This is a genomic window from Bacteroides sp. LFL-34 (assembly GCF_027257075.1).
Lineage (GTDB): Bacteria > Bacteroidota > Bacteroidia > Bacteroidales > Bacteroidaceae > Bacteroides > Bacteroides ovatus.
The window spans coordinates 170919-187496 of sequence record NZ_JAPQKZ010000003.1 but is presented as its reverse complement, the minus strand read 5'-3'; the positions used below and the strand labels follow the sequence as shown (position 1 = coordinate 187496).

Here is a 16578-nt window from a genome sequence, read left to right as displayed (position 1 = left end):
ATCATATATTGAGCTTTATTGTGCCGTCTCTTGCTTTCCGCTAATTAATTTTGTATCTTTACTGTTTTTTACCCTTGTAAAGACAGGTGGTCACCTTATGCAGTGATAAATATCACCTTATAAGGTGACATTAGGCTGTTTACAAAGTGACTATTGTCCCGTTACAATCGGACAACTACCCGAGTGCATAAACAATGATAAATCTCTGCACTGAAAATCTTTATTCTCTGCACTGAAAAATCTTAAATATAACAATAAGATTATGGCCTTTTACAATTTAAAGAAGAAGCCTGCCTTGACTACTAAGGAAGGAGAAACGGAAACAATGTATGCCGACATTGTCTACAGTGGAACGATTCCGGCAGAACGATTGATCCGTGGCGTTGCTAAGAGAACCGGATTTAAGGAAGGAGTGATAGAAGGTATCCTGATGGAACTGAAAGACGATGTATTGCAATATCTGGGTGAAGGATACCGCGTCGAATTGGGAGAGTTCGGCTTCTTTTCAGCCAAAGTGAAAGCTTCCCGATTGGTAGCAAATAAGAATGATATTCGTTCTGAATCCGTAGCTTTCAACGGGGTGAATTTCCGTGCTTCCAAGAGTATGCGTGTAGGTATTCGCGGAGATTTGGAGCGTAGAAAGTGTGTCGATTTCAACACTTCGCGTAAGTGGGACAGAGACAATCTGAAGAAACTTGTCCTGCAATATATCGGAGAGCATGGCTTCATCACAAGAGCCACTTATACGCAACTTACAGGACGCCTGAAGAATACTGCATTGGACGATCTTAAATCTTTTGCAGCCGAAGGCATTATCAAGCGAGAGGGACGGGGTAATCAGATGCATTTCATTGCACCGCCACGAAAGGAACCGGATGGCGAGTAGTGAAATCTAACGGAATATCGATGGAAACCTTTGTCGTACAAGATTGGAGATTGGGAACAGAACAGAGAAATGAAGAGGTAGTATCTACCCGAATGGATTGAATCAGTGCAAAATGTGGTATAAGTATGATGTATGGCTAAAAAAATACAGTACCTTTGGCTGTGAATACAGGTAAAACGGTGATGAGGTGTATATGAAACAGCCTTACAGTGGATTTCTCGTCCGAATGTTGTTTGACCGATAACACAAACTATAATATGTTGGATATCATATACTACTTCAATATCTTCGGTTGTCTGACGATGGGGATGGCTCTACTGTTGATTCAAACAGCCCCACAGCTGATAAACCCGCACTACCGCAATGCCAAACGATTCCTGGGTATTGCATCGATTATCGTGGCTCTGTGCAATGCGCTTATCCTTTACAACAGGGTGCAGGAGAGTGTTGCCGAGATATTTGCAATGCCTGTGCTCGTTGCGGCACAGTTGCAGGCGGCGCTTTTTACTTTTATCGTACTGATACTTTTTCATTCACCATACGTTTGCCGGCGAAATATTTTGCGACACCTCTGCCCGACATTGTTTTTTGTGGGACTCTATCTATTAACGATACTTCTATTTCCTGATGTGAGGATCTATTCGGTGGATGAGTATATAGCGAATATCACGAATCCGGTTCTTTTGTTAAGAACTGTATTTGCGGCTACTTATCTGACGCAGATCGTGATTTACGTCCGTTTATTCCGGCGTGAGCAACGGAATTATATGGCCAAGATTGAGAACTATTTCTCCGACACCGGCAAATATGAATTCCGGTGGGCTTCGAGACTGTTCTACGAGGCTGCCTGTATCGGCATTGCCGTTCTGGTGTTCAGTATATTCCCTGCCCCGTTATTCGACGGAATAATTACGGTGGTGGTTACAGTGTACTACTTTAACTTTGGAGTGAGGTATATCAACTACCAATACAAACTTTACTATGAGGCTTTGCCCGCGATAGAGGAGAAGGAAGAATCGCAGCCGACAAAGGAGAGTGAAGGAGACAGGGAACTGGAAGATGAAATGGCAAAACTATTATTGTATCTCCAGCAGGGTGTTGTGCTGGGCGACTATGCCGAGGCTCTGCATATCCCGGAACGGAAACTATCTGTATTCATCAATTCGACTTACGGGGTGAGTTTCAAACGTTGGGTGAACAATAAACGGGTAGAATACGCCACAGAGCAAATGGCGAAACATCCGGATTATACAATGGAGAGAATTGCCGAGCTTTCGGGTTTTGCCCACAAAAGCCATTTCTGTAAAATCTTCCGGGAGATAACAGGGGGATCTTTTACCGAGTACAAAAATAGATAACACCTCCAAGCTGTTGTATATTGGGTGATACAGCTTGTTTAAACATATAATAAACCCACAAAAAAACACTTGTGTTGCACGTTTCGACGTCAGATATGCGTAAACATGCACCAATCATCCAAAATTTTCATTATATTTTTGCTGCGTAGGGCATAAACCGCTCTGCGCTTTTTTGTTTTCCCATGAATATTAATCAAATATAAAACAACATGAAAAAGATTTTTTCTTTGTTAGTGCTATGTGCAACAGTAGTCTTTGCTTCGTGCAGCAAGGACGATCCGGTAACGGAGCCCGTGCCGGAAGGTATCACCGTCACCACCTACGAAGCCCTGCTCACCGCCCTGCAGACGGGCGGCACCTCGGCCGACGCCCCTACACTCATCACGCTGGGCGGCGACATCACGATACCCGCGGGAGGTGACAACAACAACCCTCCCATAAACGGCAGCGGCCACTTCAAGATAGACGGCGGCGGCCACACCCTCACCTGGGAAGGGGAAGGCAACAACTTCCACTTCCTCGGCAATTCCAGCCCCGACGCCGATGCCGTTTATATCGAACTCACCAATATCAATCTGGTCCGACAAGGTATGAACTCCGCGGTAGGTGTTTACAACGGCAGGATTACGCTGGGCAAAGACGTGGCATTGAACGGGCAATATGAAAACATGATTGTGGCTGTCGGCGAGAAAGCGGCATTGGAACTGGGTGACGGCTGCGAATTGTCTTGCACGGCAGTCAGCGGTTCGTGCTGTGTAAGCGTCTGGTATGGCGCCATCCTCGTGCTGAACGGGGGAAAGACCGCTGCCGGGGCTTACATAGACCTATACAGCATTTTTAACCCGACCGTTTCCCATCCCCTTATCTCTGTTCCGAAAGCCCTCACGGGTGATGTGCATCTCCTTTTCACCACGACCGGTGTAACCTCCATCGCCCAAGGTGCCGGCGGTTACCAACTGACGCAGGCGGACTGCGACCGTCTGAAAGTGAATCCGGAGTCAATGGTCAGCCTCTATGGAGAGCCGCTTCAGAAGTACGACGACAACTTCGAGCTTTACCTCGACCCGGCGGCGGAACATCAAATCGAGCTGCGCCTGAAGAATTTCACACCCCCCACTTCCGGCAACATCGACATGACCTCCATGACTGCCGACGAAGCGCAGCTAACCATCCGTGCCGCCCTCGCCGCAGGCTTCACCGAAATCAAGCTGACGGGCGAACTTTCCAAAACAGGAATTGGCGGTAACTGGGGTACATTTACCAATAATAAAAAAATCACGAAATGCGACCTCACCGGAGTGACGGACTGGGGTAGAACGCCAACTTTGCCCGATGCCGCCTTTTCGAATTGCACCGCCTTGCAGGAGGTGACGCTGCCCGATGATATGAAAGTAATCGGAGGTGGTGCTTTTTTCGGTTGCGCTGCGCTGACTAAGGTGAATCTTTCGCAGGTTACCTGGATTAATCTAAACGCATTCTGGGAATGCACTTCATTGGAGACGCTCGCTTTGAATAATGTGACTGCGATAGGCCGGGAGGCTTTCTACGGATGCACGGGCCTCGAAACGCTCAAAATACCGAAGTGTACCCAGTTCGGCAATTATATCGTAACGGGCTGCAAAGCTCTCACCCGGATAGAAGCCACCGCAGCCGGAGATTTCGTTGACATAAGTTATGGTACCAGCAGTATAGAGCGCTCCGCCGTTTTTCACAACAGAGACGGTCATACCGGAGATAACGCATTCGATCCCGCCAAGTGCGACCTCGTGCTGAACGCCGACAAGCAGTATGGTGGCACTGCCGTCCCCACAGCCACAGCCTACAACGAATGGACTGTGGGGGAAAACGGCTCCCCCATGAAATGGAAGAGCGTCAGCATCACGCCACCATAATCCGCGCCTTTCCCGAAGTTGAACTTCGAGGCGGTCTGATTTATTTTTTGAAATCCAATTTTATGCCTGATGCGGTAGACGACATATGTTGTCGTAAAAAGATTATATCTTAATTAGTAGTCGATTAAAAAGGCTCTGCCATTGGCAGATTACAAAATATATCTCCGCCCAACTTGCAAAAAGGGTCCCTACTGTCAAATTGCAGGGATCCTTTTGCTTTATACAATTTACTCCGCATGACTTAGGAAAGCTGTCCTCTGTCAAAAGGAAGATTATCGAATAACGGAGTTTTTTTTACTGTCGAATTGTATAAAAACCGGTCGTGAGTTTGTTTCCTGAGAGAATTTTGTTACTTTTGTATTCGAAAGAGTTACTTGAAGATACAACTCTGCAAATCGCTAAAATGCGCACAGTTACCAAATTGTTATCTCTCAATTCCCCAAATTATGCAAAGTGTTTATTCTTCAATTGGTTATCTTAACCGCGAATAATCTAAAATAAAAAAACGATGTTTCAGAAACTTGTAGTTATAGAGCCGGTCAGTCTGGTTCCGTCGGCCGAAAAAGCGTTGTATTCATTTGCCGGTCAGGTGGTGATGTATCCTGACATACCCGCGAATGATGATGAAATCATTGCCCGTATCGGAGATGCTGATGCGGTGCTTTTGAGTTACACCTCCCGTATCAACCGGTATGTACTTGAATGTTGTCCGAATGTGAAATACATTGGAATGTGTTGTTCACTCTATTCTCCCGAAAGTGCCAATGTTGATATTCGTTATGCCAATGAACGGGGTATCACGGTGACAGGTATCCGGGATTATGGTGACGAGGGGGTAGTGGAATATGTAGTCAGTGAGTTGGTGCGCTGTTTGCACGGCTTTGGACAGGAATCGTGGGAGCAGTTGCCTCGTGAGATTACCGGATTGAAAGTCGGAATAGTCGGACTGGGTAAGTCTGGCGGCATGATAGCGGACGCCTTGAAATTCTTTGGTGCTGAAATTTCATATTATGCCCGCAGTGAGAAAGAAGTGGCTACTGCCAAAGGATATCGCTTTTTGCCATTGAGGGAACTCCTGGCAGAGAGTGAAGTCATTTGTTGTTGCCTTAATAAAAATACGATTCTGTTGCACGAAGAGGAATTTAAGCAGATGGGTAACCGGAAGATCTTATTCAATACCGGTTTGTCACCAGCATGGGATGAGGCTGCTTTTACTGAATGGCTGGAAGGTGATAACCTTTGCTTTTGTGACACGATAGGTGCATTGGGGGGTGAGCAACTTCTCAATCATCCGCATGTACGTTGTATGCAGGTGTCTACTGGCCGCACGCGTCAGGCGTTTGACCGCCTGAGCGCAAAAGTGTTGGCCAATCTGTCAGAATACAATGGGTGAAGCGATATTAATCAGGGTGCTCACTACTGACCACCCTGCAATATCCGATGTGGCACTATAAATGTCTACTACGGCATGCACCTGGTCGTTTTTGATTTCTACTCTTTGCGTATCTCCCACAAATCCGGGAGTAGACTGTATGGATACCTGCATGTTCTCCGGACCGACAGAAGCCCGTGAGGCGGCAACTGTAACATTCACTTTGGTTGGAAAGAGGCGAATAGCTTCCGCAGCACTACCGGAGAAAACAGTGCGCTGCTCCGTTTGCAAGGAATCATCATAAACGGGAGTTCCTTTGAGTCCATTAGGACCTTTTTCATTGAAGAAGCGGCCCGTCGTATTTCCCATCAGAGAGGCAGTTCTTAAAACATCGAATCCACCGGTAGCTCCGGATGCAATATAGACCCGTGTACCATTTGCTCTGGCGGTTTCTGTCACTTCCTGATAGAATGTCTCGTCTGCCAAAGCACCGATAGACAAGGTAATGACAGACGTTCCGTTTTTCAATGCCGGCAAAGCCAATTCCCGCATAGCGGCAGGAGAGGCCGATTCCACCAGATAATCTGGTTTTAATGCCAATAACTCTTCCAATGTGGCGCAAGCAATGCAAGGCTTGCCATGTTGCTGCATTTTATTTACGATGTGTGCTGCTTTTGATGCCGTACGCGAATAGACACCTACCAGATGATAATCTGCTAATAAGCCTTTGACAACTGCATCCGCAACGATTCTTGCAAGTCGTCCACATCCTACAATGACTAACTTTTTCATGCAACAAAGATAATACTTTTATTGGTAAGAGCTTCGGTTGGTAATATGGTATTTATTTTCATCAGGTATGTATCCGGGGGTTGTTCCTTTAATTTATGAACTATTTGTAATAAGATTACGAAGATTTTCTCTACATTTGTCTTTATTAATCTTGTAATCTTCTATTAAAGTTTAATACTCCGATGAAAAAAAAGTACCTGATATTTCTTTTACTTCTCTCTTTTCCATTATATACCTGGGCCGATAAGACCTTGGACTCACTGTTGAATGTGCTTGATTTGACGATTCAAGAACATGAGACTTATGTCGCTCAACGTGAATCACGTATCAAGTACCTTAAAGAACTGACGCACGGAATAGAACCTAATTCCGCGGAACAGTACAATCTGAACAGTCAGATATACAAAGAATATAAAGCCTTTATCTGCGACTCTGCAATCCACTATTTGAATGAAAATATCCGGATTGCAGAGCGCTTGCGTGATACGGACCGGAAGATAGAAAGTCAGTTGCAGCTTTCGCTATTATTATCATCAACTGGAATGTATAAAGAGTCTCTTGATGTGCTGGAATCGGTAGATCGTCGGAAAATCATTCCTCGTTTAATAGCCGATTATTACACCTGCTTTGACCATGTGTATGGCGAGTTGGGCGTTTATACACAGGATAAAACCTTTTCGGGACGTTATTGGAGTATTTCACAGGCATATAGAGATTCATTATATGCTATATTGCCTCCGGAATCGGAAGAATACCTGCTGATGCGTGAAGCATCATTTCGCGATCAACGCCAGTATGAGGATGCCCTGAAAGTGAATGATCTCCGGTTGACGAAAATAGAACCATATACTCCCCAATATGCGATGGCTACTTATCATCGTTCTTTGATTTACAAGTACAGTAATGATAGTCTGGGAGAGAAACGGAATCTTTGTCTTTCTGCTATATCGGATATTCGTTCTGCCATTAAGGACCATGCTTCGTTGTGGATGCTTGCCCAGCTACTTTACGAAGATGGTGATATGGAACGTGCGTACCAATATATGCGCTTTTCGTGGAATGCGACCAAGTTCTACAATGCCCGTCTGCGTAGTTGGCAGAGTGCTGACGTGCTTTCATTGATTGATAAAACCTATCAGGCAATGATTGAAAAGCAGAACGACCGTCTTCAACAGAACCTGCTGCTTATCACTGCACTATTGGTGTTGTTGATTGTAGCTTTGGGATATATCTACCGTCAGATGAAAAAGCTGGCAGATGCAAGAAATCATCTTCAGGTAGCTAATAAGCAGTTAAACGGATTGAATGAGGAGTTGAGGCAAATGAATAGTTGCTTGTCTTCTACCAATATCGAACTCTCGGAGTCCAATCAGATCAAGGAAGAGTATATTGCCCGTTTCATCAAGTTGTGTTCTACTTATATCAACCGTTTAGACGCTTACCGGCGGATGGTGAATAAGAAAGTGTCTGCCGGACAAATTGCGGAGTTATTAAAGATAACGCGTTCCCAAGATGCTCTTGACGAAGAACTGGAAGAATTGTATGCTAACTTTGATACAGCCTTTTTGCATCTCTTCCCTAACTTTGTGGGAAAATTCAATGACTTATTACAGGAAAATGAACAGATTTTACCGAAGAAAGGCGAGTTATTGAATACTGAACTGCGCATCTTTGCTTTGATACGTCTGGGTATTGAAGACAGTTCACAAATTGCGGAGTTTCTTCGTTATTCGGTGAATACAATTTATAATTATCGGGCGAAAGTAAGGAATAAAGCCCGTGGATCGAGAGAGGATTTTGACGATTTAGTGCGAAAAATTCGCTAATTCGGACTGTAAATCAACCACTTTTTTAGGTATACGTTCTGAATGTAAATAGATGAAAATAAGTGGATTATCGTTTTGTGTAATCCACTTATTGCCCCCTCCTTGTTAGCTCACTTTAATTTCTTTATACTTTTGACCTGTGCTTCGAAAGTAATGAGAATAGCCCATTGCTGACGAGCGTCTTATTATTAACTTTAAAACTTAGTACGCATGAAAAAAAACAGGCGAAAAATCCTTTCGGGGAGTCGCAAGATTTTCTTTGCTATCTTGGCAATGTTTTTATCTTTGAGTGCATCCGCACAGCAAATTACTGCATCCGGTCAGGTCCTGGATGCTCAAAAAGAACCGCTAATCGGTGTTAGTGTACAAGAGAAAGGTACGTCTAACGGAGCAATTACCGATTTAGATGGCAACTTCACATTAAACGTTAAGCAAAACGCCATTTTGATATTCTCTTATGTGGGTTATAAGTCGCAGGAGGTAAAGGCAGCCCAACAGATGAAGATCACACTTCAGGAAGATAATGAAGTGCTTGATGAAGTGGTGGTCATCGGTTATGGTTCGGTGAAACGGAAAGATGTGACTACCGCTATCTCTTCCGTATCTACCAGGGATTTGGATATGCGGCCTATTGTTTCGGCAGGGCAGGCCATTCAAGGTAAGGCAGCCGGTGTCTCGGTGATTCAGCCTAACGGAACGCCGGGCGGTGAAATGTCTATCCGTGTTCGTGGTACTACTTCAATGAATGGTAGTAATGACCCGTTGTATGTAGTAGATGGAGTGCCTGTAGACAATATCAAGTTCCTTTCTCCGAATGATATTGAGAGTATGCAGATATTGAAAGATGCTTCATCAGCATCTATCTACGGTTCGCGTGCTGCTAACGGAGTCATTCTAATTACTACGAAGGCCGGTGCAGCCGGTAATGCCAAAGTTTCTTTGACAGCCCAGTTCGGTTTGAACAAAGTGGCCGATAAAGTAGAATCCCTGAATGCAGCACAATATAAAGAATTGCAGGATGAAATCGGACTAGTGTCTTTGCCGGACGGATTACCCGACCGCACCGACTGGTTTGATGAAACGTATACGACCGGAAAGACTCAAAATTATCAGGTAGCTGTATCCAATGGTAATGAGAAAATGAAATATTACCTTTCTGCGGGTTACCTCAAAGAACAGGGAGTGTTGGACATCTCTTATTACAAGCGTTACAATTTCCGGGTAAATCTGGAAAATCAGGTTCGTAAATGGCTGACAGTAAGTGCTAATATCTCTTATTCAGATTATACAAGCAATGGAGGCGGAGCAATGGGAACAGGCTCGAATCGGGGTGGTGTTATTCTGGCTGTTATCAATACACCGACTTATGCGCCGGTGTGGGATGCTTTGAACCCTAATCAGTATTACAATAACTTCTATGGAGTGGGGAATATCACCAATCCATTAGAAAATATGGCCCGTGCGAAAAATAACAAAGACAAAGAAAACCGCTTGTTGGCATCGGGTAATATATTGCTGACTCCATTTCCGGAACTGAAGTTTAAGTCTACTCTTACTCTTGACCGTCGCAACGCCGTTAATACCACTTTTCTTGATCCGATTTCTACTGCTTGGGGCCGCAATCAGTACGGTGAGGCTTCGGACAATCGGAATATGAACACAGTGCTGACATTTGATAATGTATTGACTTATAATAAAAACTTCAAGAAACATGGCTTGGAAGTAATGGCCGGTTCGTCATGGACGGATTCAGACTATTCAAATAGCTGGATCAATGGCTCCCACTATCGTAGCGATCAGATTCAAACATTGAATGCTGCCAATAAAATATCTTGGGATAATACGGGTACGGGTGCATCTCAATGGGGGATTATGTCATTCTTCGGACGTGTAGCTTATAACTTCGACAGTAAATACCTGGTAACAGCTAATCTTCGTGCCGATGGTTCTTCTAAATTGCATCCTGATCATCGTTGGGGCGTATTTCCTTCATTCTCTGCAGCCTGGCGTATTTCTTCAGAAAAGTTCATGGAGAACCTTACATGGATTGACGATTTAAAATTGCGCGGTGGTTGGGGACAAACCGGTAACCAGTCGGGCATTGGTGACTATGCATATTTGCAGCGTTACAATATCGGTCGTATCGAATGGTTTAAGAAAGGCGGCGAAGGTGATTCTACTGATTATGCAAATGCTGTTCCTACCATTAGCCAGGCCAACTTGCGTACATCTGATTTAACATGGGAAACCACGACACAGACCAATATAGGTCTGGATCTGACCATATTGAATGGACGATTGACGTTTAATGCCGACTATTATTATAAGAAGACCAAAAACATGTTGATGAATGTATCATTACCTGCCGGTGCCGCAGCCGCTACGTCTATTGCCCGTAACGAGGGTGAAATGGTAAATAAGGGTTTTGAGCTTTCTATTAGTTCGAAAAATCTTCGTGGAGGAGCATTTACATGGGATACAGACTTCAATATCTCTTTTAACCGGAATAAATTGACAAAACTGGAATTACAGAAAGTTTATTACGATGCTAAAACTGCGGATGTGGTGAATGACTATGTGGTACGTAATGAGCCGGGCCGTGCTTTGGGAGGTTTCTACGGTTATATAAGTGATGGGGTAGATCCTGAAACCGGTGAATTGATGTATCGTGATTTGAACAATGACGGTAAAATATCATCTTCCGACCGTACCTATATCGGTGATCCGAATCCCGATTTCACCTATGGTATGACTAATACCTTTTCATGGAAAGGCTTTAATTTGAGTATCTTTATCCAAGGTTCTTATGGAAACGATATTTATAATGCTTCACGTATTGAAACGGAAGGTATGTATGATGGTAAGAATCAGTCGGCTCGTGTACTGAATCGTTGGAAAATACCCGGACAGATAACAGACGTGCCTAAGGCTAATTTCAAATTGCTCAATTCTACCTATTTTGTAGAAGATGGCAGTTATCTAAGATTGAAGGATGTTTCCTTGTCCTACAACGTTAAAGGTAAACTATTGAAGAAATGGGGAATTACCCGTTTGCAACCTTACTTCACGGCTACTAACCTGCTGACATGGACCAGCTATTCGGGAATGGACCCGGAAGTAAACCAATGGGGTAACAGCGGTACGGTACAAGGTATCGATTGGGGTACTTACCCGCATTGCAGATCATACGTGTTTGGTATTAATGTTGAATTCTAATGAAAGGAAAGATTATGAAACTAAGAACTATATTTTACGGATTAACCTCCGGCTTGCTATTGGGACTTTCTTCCTGCTCGCTGAATTATGAGCCATTAGACACCTATTCGGATGTGACGGAAGGAGTGACAAGTGATGGTACAAAAATCGTATTCAAGGATAAAGCTGCAGTTGAAAGTCATCTGACAACGCTTTATAATCAAATGCGTGACCGTCAGGAACATTGGTATGTGGATTTACTTTTGATTTCAGATTCCCATTCGGATAATGCTTATGCCGGTACTACCGGAGCGGAAGTTGTCCCGTTTGAGAATAACTCTATTGAAGGTTCCAATTCTGTGTTGGAACGTGACTGGAACCGTTATTTGGAGGATGTGGCCCGTGCCAATAAACTCATTTGTAACATTGACCTGGTGACAGATAATTCGTTGACTACTGCCGAACGGGCGCAATACAAAGCAGAAGCGAAGATATTCCGTGCCATGGTAATGTTCGACATGGTACGTCTGTGGGGTGATTTCCCTGTGATTACAACGGTGGCTGATGATATTACTTCTGAAAACATTGATGAGGTATATCCACAATATTTCCCCAAACAAAATACGGAACTTGAAGCTTATCAGCAGATTGAAAAGGATTTATTGGATGCAGTATTGTATGCTCCGGACAATACGCCGGGGAATAAGACGTTGTTTTCCAAATCTGTAGCTCGTACCTTATTGGCTAAAATATATGCCGAGAAACCTTTGCGTGATTATACGAAAGTTATCCAATATTGTGATGAGGTGAAAGCAGACGGTTTTGATCTGGTAGATGATTTCAGTGATTTGTTTGGAATGAATGCTGCGGGAACAGATGCAAAGATGCGTAATACAAAAGAATCGATTCTTGAAGCACAATTTACATCCGGAGCAGGTAACTGGTGTACATGGATGTTCGGGCGTGATCTCGTGAACTGGAATAACAATTTCACGTGGGCGAAATGGGTGACTCCGTCCCGTGACCTGATTAGTGCTTTCAAACAGGAAGGGGATGAAGTCCGTTTCAAAGAATCAATAGTCTATTACGATTGTAATTGGAGCAACTATTATCCGTCTGATAATTATCCGTTCATGTATAAATGCCGCTCTGCCAACAGCAGTATTATCAAGTACCGTTATGCCGATGTCCTGTTGCTGAAAGCAGAAGCACTGATTATGCAGGATACGCCGGATTTGGAAGGAGCCGCCGATATAATAGATGAAGTGCGCGACCGTGCCAAATTGGGAGCACTTCCCACCTCTGTCCGTTCAAACAAAAACGTCCTGCTGAATGCCTTACTTAAAGAACGTCGGTTAGAACTGGCTTTTGAGGGACAACGATGGTTTGATCTGGTCCGTCTGGACAAGGTAGAAGAGGTGATGAATGCAGTGTATTCCAAGGATTCAGGTCGCAAAGCGCAGATTTACACTTTTGATAAGAACTCTTATCGTTTGCCAATTCCGCAGTCGGTAATCGACGCGAATGATAAGATTCACCAGAATCCGGGTTATTAATTCAACTAAAAACATAGAAAACTTAAGATTATGATAGACATGAGAAATATAGCATTGACCTTTTTAGGATGCTTCACCATATTAGCTGCATGCAGCAACAGTGACGATGCGGAGAAACCGGTTACACCTGTTCCGACCGGAGATGTGACTATTTATGCGACCACTAGCAGCCTGACTCGCGATTTGACCCGTGATGCCGTTAATTTCAGCTCGAAAGATAATTTGGCACCTACTTCAATCACATTGAATCCGACTGAACAATATCAGACAATGGATGGCTTCGGAGCTGCTATCACAGGCGCCACTTGTTTTAATCTTCTGCAAATGAAACCGGAAGATCGTCACGCCTTCCTTACGGAAACATTCTCTGACGACAAAGGCTTCGGATTTAGCTATATCCGTATCTCTATCGGCTGCTCGGACTTTTCATTGAGCGAATATACCTGCTGTGATACGAAAGGTATTGAGCATTTTGCTTTGCAAAGTGAAGAGAAAGACTATATCCTTCCGATTCTGAAAGAGATTTTGAGCATCAATCCTTCTATTAAAGTCATTGCCGCCCCTTGGACTTGTCCAAAATGGATGAAAGTAAAGAGTCTCACAGATCTTACTCCGCTGGATTCATGGACAAACGGTCAGCTGAATCCAGCCTATTATCAGGACTATGCCACTTATTTTGTGAAATGGGTACAAGCCTTCAACGCCGAAGGCATTGATATTTATGCTGTAACTCCCCAGAACGAACCGTTGAACCGTGGTAATTCCGCTTCACTTTATATGAGTTGGGAAGAACAGAGGGACTTTGTGAAAACAGCACTCGGACCTAAATTCAAAACAGCCGGACTGGCTACGAAAATTTATGCATACGATCATAACTATGATTATAGTGATATTGCAACGGAAAAGAACTACCCCGGTAAGATGTATGAGGACGCAGCTGCTTCCCAATACCTGGCCGGAGCTGCTTATCACAACTATGGCGGGAATCGCGAAGAGCTTTTAAATATACATAAAGCCTATCCTGAAAAGGAACTTCTTTTCACGGAGACTTCTATCGGAACATGGAATAGCGGACGTGATTTGTCGAAACGATTGCTGGAAGATATGAAAGAAGTAGCATTGGGTACGATCAACAACTGGTGTAGGGGAGTTATAGTGTGGAACCTGATGCTTGATAATGACCGTGCTCCTAACCGTGAAGGCGGTTGCCAGACTTGCTACGGAGCGGTGGATATCAGTAATAGCGACTATAAGACAATTATCCGCAACTCACATTATTATATCATCGCCCATCTCTCAAGTGTGGTGAAACCGGGAGCGGTACGTATCGGTGCATCCGGCTATGCTGATAGCAATATCATGTATTCTGCTTTCGAGAATCCGGATGGAACATACGCTTTTGTACTGATGAATAATAATGAAAAGACTAAAAAGATAACCTTAAGTGATGGTAAGCGTCATTTTGCTTATGATGTTCCGGGCAAATCTGTGACTTCCTATCGTTGGGCAAAGTCGGAATAAGAACTTTAAAACGATCAAGACAATGAAAAAAAACAGTTATATTATATTGGCTTTGGCAGGAATGTTATCCATGAATTCCTGTAATGATGACGAATTCTTGCCCGGTAATCCGAGTATGGAAATCAAAGCAGAGAATGCAGATGCTCTTTTTGGTGACAGTCTTCCGTTTACGATTAAAGCCTCGGATGTGGATGTGCCTCTTTCTACGTTGAAAGCACAGCTTTTTTATGGAGAAGAACAAGTGTCTGAAACGGTCATCCGTACAAAGACAAGCGGAAATGACTATACTGGTAAAATCTTTGTTCCTTATTATGCTAATATTCCTAATGGAAAGGCAACTTTGAAATATATTCTTCAGAACATTCATTTTACTACCACAGAAATGACGAAAGAACTCGCTCTGGCACGACCGGACTTCCCCTATCTGACATTAGTGGATGAGGAAGGAAAAGAGTACCGGATGGAACGGCAAGCCATGTACAAGTATAGTGTGACAGGAGACTTCTCGCAAAAGATGAAAGCGTATATCAAGACTCCGAAAGTGGGAGAGAATGGGAACGAATTGACCTTCGGCTGGGAGAATGGAACGATTGAAGCCGGTTCTACTAATGCTATCTCATTTTCTAATACGGAACCGGGAAATTATGCTATCAAGTTTAATACGTTGACTTACGAGGCAGAACCATTTGCCAAATTAAAGGTGAACGGTGAAGATATGGAATTGGTAGAGAATGATATCTATGCAATCAAGTTGACTTTGAAGAAGAATGACATTCTAGCGTTTGAAGGGGTGCCTGATTATGATAATTGGTGGATAGACCAGGATTATTTTGAAAAGCAGGAAGATGGAACATTGAAATTCCTGCCGATTGACGGAAGTTACCAAATAACAGCCAATGGTAAAATGAAGTATTTCTCTGTCATTGCTTTGAAGAATGGTGAGGCTGCCAAGTTGCAGGATGATGGAACAGGTGCTATCTGGGCTATTGGAACAGGAATCGGTAAACCGTCGGTGGCACTTTCTGAAGTAGGGTGGACTCCGGAAAACGGTCTGTGTATGCCACAGCTTACTGCGAAGAAGTATCAACTGACATTTATAGCTGGCGTTACCATGAAAGTGGATGATATTAACTTTAAGTTCTTCCATATCAATAAATGGGACAACGGCGAGTTTAAGGGTGATGCTATTTCTACAACGAGTGAATTGGTTAAAATCTCATCGGACGGAAACTTGGGACTGGAAGAAGGTCAGAAGTTCGAAAGAGGAGGTATTTACAGGTTTACAGTTGATGTGACGAAAGGCAATACCAAGGCTGTGTTGACAGTGGAGAAAGTAGGGAAGGTAGATTTACCTGCACCGGATATTTTCTTTGGTAATGATAAGATGGAGGTGACAGATACTGATATATATAAGTCGGAACAGGCGTTTACACAAGGACAAATGATAACTGTCACGGGCATTGATAATTTGAATGAATGGTGGATCGATCCTGATTTCTTTGAGAAACAAAGTGATGGTGCATTGAAGTTCCTGCCGATTAACGGAGATTATCGGGTGACAGCTAATGCTGTTTTGAAGTATTTTTCTGTAATGGCTTTGAAAGATGGTAAACCGGCCAAATTGCAAGATGACGGAACGGGTGCAATCTGGGCTATCGGAAAAGGAATCGGTAAGCCTTCTGTTACGTCTTCCGAAGTAGGTTGGGAGCCAAGTAAAGCGCTCTGTCTGGCGCAAGTTGCTTCTAAAAAGTATCAGCTAACCTTGAAAGCCGGGGAAACGTTGAAGACTAGTGGTGACCCGGAAGTGATTAGTTTTAAGTTCTTCCATCAAAATGATTGGGGAGGAGAATTCGGCAATTATGCAAGCTCTATTTTAGTGGAACAGCTTAAACTTGCAGATTCCGGAAATTTGGAAATGCAGGATAATAAAGCATTTGAAGAAGGAGCTGTCTATCGATTTACCATTGATGTAACGAATGGCAATGCAAATGCTGATCTGAAGGTTGAGAAAATAAATTGATCTGAAGATTAATGCCGGATTTTTATTGAAACTATCCTGAAAGGGTATGATGAATTGTACCCTTTCAGGATTCATCTTTGGTCGGAATAATGTAAAAAACATTAATAAACTCGTCCGCAACTAGGAAATATCCCCTGTTTGGGAGTCTATATAAATAAAG

At 43.6% G+C, this 16578-nt stretch carries 10 protein-coding genes; 9 read left to right on the top strand and 1 reads right to left on the bottom strand.

The window, feature by feature from the left end:
- The first annotated feature begins 262 nt into the window (after positions 1-262).
- The 4 genes from N5O98_RS02850 to N5O98_RS02835 all read left to right on the top strand — a co-directional run bounded on the left by N5O98_RS02850 (position 263) and on the right by N5O98_RS02835 (position 5529).
- The gene (locus N5O98_RS02850) at positions 263-886 is read left to right on the top strand and encodes an HU family DNA-binding protein (RefSeq protein ID WP_008648950.1); all 624 of its coding nucleotides are present in this window, start codon (positions 263-265) and stop codon (positions 884-886) included.
- Between the two features lie 257 nt (positions 887-1143).
- A complete protein-coding gene (locus N5O98_RS02845) occupies positions 1144-2244 on the top strand; it encodes an AraC family transcriptional regulator (protein WP_022199964.1) in 1101 nt (366 codons plus the stop codon).
- Between the two features lie 209 nt (positions 2245-2453).
- On the top strand, positions 2454-4136 hold the full coding sequence (locus tag N5O98_RS02840; RefSeq protein WP_022199963.1) for a leucine-rich repeat domain-containing protein: 1683 nt from the start codon (positions 2454-2456) through the stop codon (positions 4134-4136).
- Positions 4137-4644: 508 nt separating this feature from the next.
- Positions 4645-5529 carry a D-isomer specific 2-hydroxyacid dehydrogenase family protein gene (locus N5O98_RS02835; protein WP_022199962.1) on the top strand — a complete coding sequence of 295 codons (885 nt, stop codon included), beginning with the start codon at positions 4645-4647 and terminating at the stop codon, positions 5527-5529.
- Here N5O98_RS02835 and N5O98_RS02830 read toward each other — a convergent pair.
- Positions 5512-6300, bottom strand: coding sequence for an aspartate dehydrogenase domain-containing protein (locus tag N5O98_RS02830; protein ID WP_022199961.1), 789 nt, complete (start codon positions 6298-6300; stop codon positions 5512-5514). The genes N5O98_RS02835 and N5O98_RS02830 overlap by 18 nt on opposite strands.
- Before the next feature lie 182 nt (positions 6301-6482).
- Here N5O98_RS02830 and N5O98_RS02825 point away from each other — a divergent pair, with 182 nt between their 5' ends.
- From N5O98_RS02825 to N5O98_RS02805, 5 genes are all read left to right on the top strand, one after another.
- Positions 6483-8126, top strand: coding sequence for a DUF6377 domain-containing protein (locus N5O98_RS02825; RefSeq protein ID WP_118161196.1), 1644 nt, complete (start codon positions 6483-6485; stop codon positions 8124-8126).
- A 210-nt stretch (positions 8127-8336) separates the two neighbouring features.
- Complete coding sequence (locus N5O98_RS02820; protein WP_004313826.1) at positions 8337-11342, top strand: SusC/RagA family TonB-linked outer membrane protein; 3006 nt, start codon at positions 8337-8339, stop codon at positions 11340-11342.
- Positions 11342-12877 (top strand): RagB/SusD family nutrient uptake outer membrane protein, encoded by a 1536-nt coding sequence (locus tag N5O98_RS02815; protein ID WP_004313827.1) that lies wholly within the window; start codon positions 11342-11344, stop codon positions 12875-12877. The genes N5O98_RS02820 and N5O98_RS02815 overlap by 1 nt, the downstream gene beginning before the upstream one ends.
- A gap of 30 nt (positions 12878-12907) precedes the next feature.
- The gene (locus N5O98_RS02810) at positions 12908-14398 is read left to right on the top strand and encodes a glycoside hydrolase family 30 protein (RefSeq protein WP_004309890.1); all 1491 of its coding nucleotides are present in this window, start codon (positions 12908-12910) and stop codon (positions 14396-14398) included.
- Between the two features lie 22 nt (positions 14399-14420).
- Positions 14421-16418, top strand: coding sequence for a DUF5125 domain-containing protein (locus N5O98_RS02805; protein WP_118161195.1), 1998 nt, complete (start codon positions 14421-14423; stop codon positions 16416-16418).
- The last annotated feature ends 160 nt before the right edge of the window (positions 16419-16578 follow it).

Excerpts from the sequence above, each read along its gene's own strand:
- N5O98_RS02850 (WP_008648950.1), top strand. The coding sequence starts at position 263 with ATGGCCTTTTACAATTTAAAGAAGAAGCCTGCCTTGACTACTAAGGAA.
- N5O98_RS02845 (WP_022199964.1), top strand. The coding sequence starts at position 1,144 with ATGTTGGATATCATATACTACTTCAATATCTTCGGTTGTCTGACGATG.
- N5O98_RS02840 (WP_022199963.1), top strand. The coding sequence starts at position 2,454 with ATGAAAAAGATTTTTTCTTTGTTAGTGCTATGTGCAACAGTAGTCTTT.
- N5O98_RS02835 (WP_022199962.1), top strand. The coding sequence starts at position 4,645 with ATGTTTCAGAAACTTGTAGTTATAGAGCCGGTCAGTCTGGTTCCGTCG.
- N5O98_RS02830 (WP_022199961.1), bottom strand. The coding sequence starts at position 6,300 with ATGAAAAAGTTAGTCATTGTAGGATGTGGACGACTTGCAAGAATCGTT.
- N5O98_RS02825 (WP_118161196.1), top strand. The coding sequence starts at position 6,483 with ATGAAAAAAAAGTACCTGATATTTCTTTTACTTCTCTCTTTTCCATTA.
- N5O98_RS02820 (WP_004313826.1), top strand. The coding sequence starts at position 8,337 with ATGAAAAAAAACAGGCGAAAAATCCTTTCGGGGAGTCGCAAGATTTTC.
- N5O98_RS02815 (WP_004313827.1), top strand. The coding sequence starts at position 11,342 with ATGAAAGGAAAGATTATGAAACTAAGAACTATATTTTACGGATTAACC.
- N5O98_RS02810 (WP_004309890.1), top strand. The coding sequence starts at position 12,908 with ATGATAGACATGAGAAATATAGCATTGACCTTTTTAGGATGCTTCACC.
- N5O98_RS02805 (WP_118161195.1), top strand. The coding sequence starts at position 14,421 with ATGAAAAAAAACAGTTATATTATATTGGCTTTGGCAGGAATGTTATCC.